General features: G+C 54.7%; 3 rRNA genes. All 3 read right to left on the bottom strand.

The features are described from left to right. Positions 1-44: 44 nt before the first annotated feature. Positions 45-161: ribosomal RNA gene (gene rrf / locus LXM50_RS18440) — 5S ribosomal RNA — on the bottom strand. A 109-nt stretch (positions 162-270) separates the two neighbouring features. Continuing rightward, positions 271-3,374: ribosomal RNA gene (locus LXM50_RS18435) — 23S ribosomal RNA — on the bottom strand. Between the two features lie 404 nt (positions 3,375-3,778). Further along, positions 3,779-5,303, bottom strand: a 16S ribosomal RNA gene (locus LXM50_RS18430). The 16S, 23S and 5S rRNA genes sit together here, the layout of an rRNA operon. Positions 5,304-5,520 lie beyond the last annotated feature (217 nt).

Below are 5,520 nucleotides of genomic sequence, written 5' to 3'. Positions count from 1 at the left end.
GCAGAAAGGCCACCCTGCGTTGGGTGGCCTTTCTGTTAAAGGAAGTCCGGCGGTGTCCTACTCTCCCACAGGGTCCCCCCTGCAGTACCATCGGCGCTGTGAGGCTTAGCTTCCGGGTTCGGAATGTGACCGGGCGTTTCCCTCACGCTATGGCCGCCGAAACACTATTGACGTGTCTCGAACAAGCACAAACGTAATGTTTGTTATGTGTTCGCGGTTTCGACCGTACGTCGAGAACCACAAAGTGGACGCAAGCACCAAGAACGGTGTGTTATCAAGTCATCGGCTTATTAGTACCAGTCAGCTGCACGTGTTGCCACGCTTCCACATCTGGCCTATCAACCCAGTAGTCTGGCTGGGAGCCTCTCACCCGAAGGTATGGAAGTCTCATCTTGAGGCCGGCTTCCCGCTTAGATGCTTTCAGCGGTTATCCATCCCGAACGTAGCTAACCAGCGGTGCTCCTGGCGGAACAACTGGCACACCAGAGGTTCGTCCAACCCGGTCCTCTCGTACTAGGGTCAGATCCTCTCAAACTTCCTACGCGCGCAGCGGATAGGGACCGAACTGTCTCACGACGTTCTAAACCCAGCTCGCGTACCGCTTTAATGGGCGAACAGCCCAACCCTTGGGACCTACTCCAGCCCCAGGATGCGACGAGCCGACATCGAGGTGCCAAACCATGCCGTCGATATGGACTCTTGGGCAAGATCAGCCTGTTATCCCCGAGGTACCTTTTATCCGTTGAGCGACAGCGCTTCCACAAGCCACTGCCGGATCACTAGTCCCGACTTTCGTCCCTGCTCGACCTGTCAGTCTCACAGTCAAGCTCCCTTGTGCACTTACACTCGACACCTGATTGCCAACCAGGTTGAGGGAACCTTTGGGCGCCTCCGTTACTTTTTGGGAGGCAACCGCCCCAGTTAAACTACCCACCAGGCACTGTCCCTGAACCGGATCACGGTTCGAAGTTAGATATCCAGAGTGACCAGAGTGGTATTTCAACAATGACTCCACATGAACTGGCGTCCACGCTTCAAAGTCTCCCACCTATCCTACACAAGCCACACCGAACACCAATACCAAGCTGTAGTAAAGGTCACGGGGTCTTTCCGTCCTGCTGCGCGTAACGAGCATCTTTACTCGTAATGCAATTTCGCCGAGTTCGCGGTTGAGACAGTTGGGAAGTCGTTACGCCATTCGTGCAGGTCGGAACTTACCCGACAAGGAATTTCGCTACCTTAGGATGGTTATAGTTACCACCGCCGTTTACTGGGGCTTAAATTCTGAGCTTCGCCGAAGCTAACCCGTCCTCTTAACCTTCCAGCACCGGGCAGGCGTCAGTCCGTATACATCGTCTTGCGACTTAGCACGGACCTGTGTTTTTAGTAAACAGTCGCTACCCACTAGTCTCTGCGGCCACCACACCCTTTTCGGAGTAAATCCGTATAAGCGGGTGGCCCCCCTTCTCCCGAAGTTACGGGGGCATTTTGCCGAGTTCCTTAACCACGATTCTCTCGATCTCCTTGGTATTCTCTACCTGACCACCTGAGTCGGTTTGGGGTACGGGCGGCTAGAACCTCGCGTCGATGCTTTTCTTGGCAGCATAGGATCACCCACTTTTCATCCGCATCGTGTCTCAGCCTGTATGAGAGACGGATTTGCCTATCTCTCGGCCTACGCACTTGCACCAGGACAACCATCGCCTGGCTTGGGCTACCTTCCTGCGTCACACCTGTTAATACGCTAACCGCCTCAGCATGGGGTCGTACGCTAGGCCCCAAGCCATCACCCGAAGGATCCGGTCATGGGGATTCAGATACTTAGCACTACTGGATTGGTTTGGGCGGTTCTTCGCCGGTACGGGAATATCAACCCGTTGTCCATCGACTACGCCTGTCGGCCTCGCCTTAGGTCCCGACTTACCCAGGGAAGATTAGCTTGACCCTGGAACCCTTGGTCTTCCGGAGGACGTGTTTCTCACACGTCTTTCGCTACTCATGCCTGCATTCTCACTCGTGTAGCGTCCACGGCTGGATCACTCCGCCGCTTCACTCGCCACACGACGCTCTCCTACCCATCAACACGGCTGGACCACGAAGGCCTACCATAAATGTCAATGCCACAACTTCGGTGGCGTGCTTGAGCCCCGTTACATTGTCGGCGCGGAATCACTTGACCAGTGAGCTATTACGCACTCTTTCAAGGGTGGCTGCTTCTAAGCCAACCTCCTGGTTGTCACAGCAACTCCACATCCTTTCCCACTTAGCACGCGCTTAGGGACCTTAGTTGGTGGTCTGGGTTGTTTCCCTCTCGACTATGAAGCTTATCCCCCACAGTCTCACTGCTGCGCTCTCACTTACCGGCATTCGGAGTTTGGCTGACGTCAGTAACCTTGTAGGGCCCATCGGCCATCCAGTAGCTCTACCTCCGGCAAGAAACACGCAACGCTGCACCTAAATGCATTTCGGAGAGAACCAGCTATCACGAAGTTTGATTGGCCTTTCACCCCTATCCACAGCTCATCCCCTCAGTTTTCAACCTAAGTGGGTTCGGCCCTCCACGACGTCTTACCGTCGCTTCAGCCTGGCCATGGATAGATCACTTCGCTTCGGGTCTAGGACACGCGACTGAATCGCCCTATTCAGACTCGCTTTCGCTACGGCTACCCCACACGGGTTAACCTCGCCACGTATCGCTAACTCGCAGGCTCATTCTTCAAAAGGCACGCTGTCACCCCTACTAAGGAGGCTCCAACGGTTTGTAAGCAAACGGTTTCAGGTACTATTTCACTCCCCTCCCGGGGTACTTTTCACCTTTCCCTCACGGTACTTGTCCGCTATCGGTCATCTGGGAGTATTTAGGCTTATCAGGTGGTCCTGACAGATTCACACGGGATTTCTCGGGCCCCGTGCTACTTGGGATACTCTTCACGCCAAGCCAGGCATTTCGACTACGGGGTTCGCACCCTCTATGACCGGCCATTCAAAACCGTTCGTCTATACCTGCTTGTAACGCTGAAAGTTCGGCAGAACAATCAGAAAAGTCCCGCAACCCCGGGCATGCAACGCCTGCCGGCTATCACACACACCCGGTTTAGCCTCATCCGCTTTCGCTCGCCACTACTCACGGAATCACATGTTGTTTTCTCTTCCTGTGGGTACTGAGATGTTTCACTTCCCCACGTTCCCTCTACCCGCCCTATATATTCAGGCGGGAGTCACTAGGTCGGCACGCCGCCCAGCGGGGTTTCCCCATTCGGACACCCTCGGATCAAAACTCGCTTATCAGTTCCCCGAGGCTTATCGCAGATTGCTACGTCCTTCTTCGGCTCCAGATGCCAAGGCATCCACCGTTTGCTCTTAAAGACTTGAAATCACATGAGTTCATCAAGAATCGGTACCAGACCCCGAAGGATCCAGTTCGAAATTGACTAATGATCTTTAAGATCATCAAAACAACACAACCCCAAAGGGTCATGTTGAAGATGCTCGCGTCCACTGTGTAGTTCTCAAAGTACGGGCGGTCCCCCACCCCCTCACCACAGTGAGAGGCATGAAGGCCAGAAGTACCGCATGTGTTCCCACACCCGGTCCCTCAGGACCCAACAGCGTGCAGGCCCCCACCTCATCCCCCAGTCCGTTCCCACCGCAAGCGGCGTACTAAAACCAGAAGACTCAACGAGAGCCATGTCAAATGTTCCACCCATGAGCTAACCAGCAGCACACATTCGGTGCTGATCTGGCGCCTGGAAGGCCGAAGCCTCCAGATGCTCCTTAGAAAGGAGGTGATCCAGCCGCACCTTCCGGTACGGCTACCTTGTTACGACTTAGTCCTAATTACCGATCCCACCTTCGACGGCTCCCTCCACAAGGGTTAGGCCACCGGCTTCAGGTGTTACCGACTTTCATGACTTGACGGGCGGTGTGTACAAGACCCGGGAACGTATTCACCGCAGCGTTGCTGATCTGCGATTACTAGCGACTCCGACTTCATGAGGTCGAGTTGCAGACCTCAATCCGAACTGGGACCGGCTTTTTGGGATTCGCTCCACCTCACGGTATTGCAGCCCTTTGTACCGGCCATTGTAGCATGCGTGAAGCCCAAGACATAAGGGGCATGATGATTTGACGTCATCCCCACCTTCCTCCGAGTTGACCCCGGCAGTATCCCATGAGTTCCCACCATTACGTGCTGGCAACATAGAACGAGGGTTGCGCTCGTTGCGGGACTTAACCCAACATCTCACGACACGAGCTGACGACAACCATGCACCACCTGTTCACGAGTGTCCAAAGAGTTGACCATTTCTGGCCCGTTCTCGTGTATGTCAAGCCTTGGTAAGGTTCTTCGCGTTGCATCGAATTAATCCGCATGCTCCGCCGCTTGTGCGGGTCCCCGTCAATTCCTTTGAGTTTTAGCCTTGCGGCCGTACTCCCCAGGCGGGGAACTTAATGCGTTAGCTGCGTCACGGAATCCGTGGAAAGGACCCCACAACTAGTTCCCAACGTTTACGGGGTGGACTACCAGGGTATCTAAGCCTGTTTGCTCCCCACCCTTTCGCTCCTCAGCGTCAGTTACGGCCCAGAGATCTGCCTTCGCCATCGGTGTTCCTCCTGATATCTGCGCATTCCACCGCTACACCAGGAATTCCAATCTCCCCTACCGCACTCTAGTCTGCCCGTACCCACTGCAGGCCCGAGGTTGAGCCTCGGGATTTCACAGCAGACGCGACAAACCGCCTACGAGCTCTTTACGCCCAATAATTCCGGATAACGCTTGCACCCTACGTATTACCGCGGCTGCTGGCACGTAGTTAGCCGGTGCTTTTTCTGCAGGTACCGTCACTTTCGCTTCTTCCCTGCTAAAAGAGGTTTACAACCCGAAGGCCGTCATCCCTCACGCGGCGTTGCTGCATCAGGCTTCCGCCCATTGTGCAATATTCCCCACTGCTGCCTCCCGTAGGAGTCTGGGCCGTGTCTCAGTCCCAGTGTGGCCGGTCACCCTCTCAGGCCGGCTACCCGTCGACGCCTTGGTGAGCCATTACCTCACCAACAAGCTGATAGGCCGCGAGCCCATCCCCCACCAAAAAATCTTTCCAGTCACTAACCATGCGGTTGCGACTCGTATCCAGTATTAGACGCCGTTTCCAGCGCTTATCCCAGAGTGAGGGGCAGGTTGCTCACGTGTTACTCACCCGTTCGCCACTAATCCCCCAAAGCAAGCTTCGGGTTCATCGTTCGACTTGCATGTGTTAAGCACGCCGCCAGCGTTCATCCTGAGCCAGGATCAAACTCTCCGTAAAAGAAAAATGCATACGAAACCGGGGAAAACCGGAACGCAGCGAGTTCGAAACTGACCAAAGAGATGACATCATTGCTGACTTCATCCGAATGCCAACCCCAAAAAGAGGCTGGTCTTTGATCCAAAGGAATTTCTCAAACCAGCCCAAAGACTGGAACGAGGAATAAATTGGCATTTGACAAGTGCACGCTGTTGAGTTCTCAAGGATCGGATGCTCC

This window comes from Microbacterium sp. Au-Mic1, from assembly GCF_021341785.1.
Classification (GTDB): Bacteria; Actinomycetota; Actinomycetes; order Actinomycetales; family Microbacteriaceae; genus Microbacterium.
Note: the sequence above shows the minus strand (reverse complement) of the source record. Positions and strands in the feature narration are given on the sequence as shown.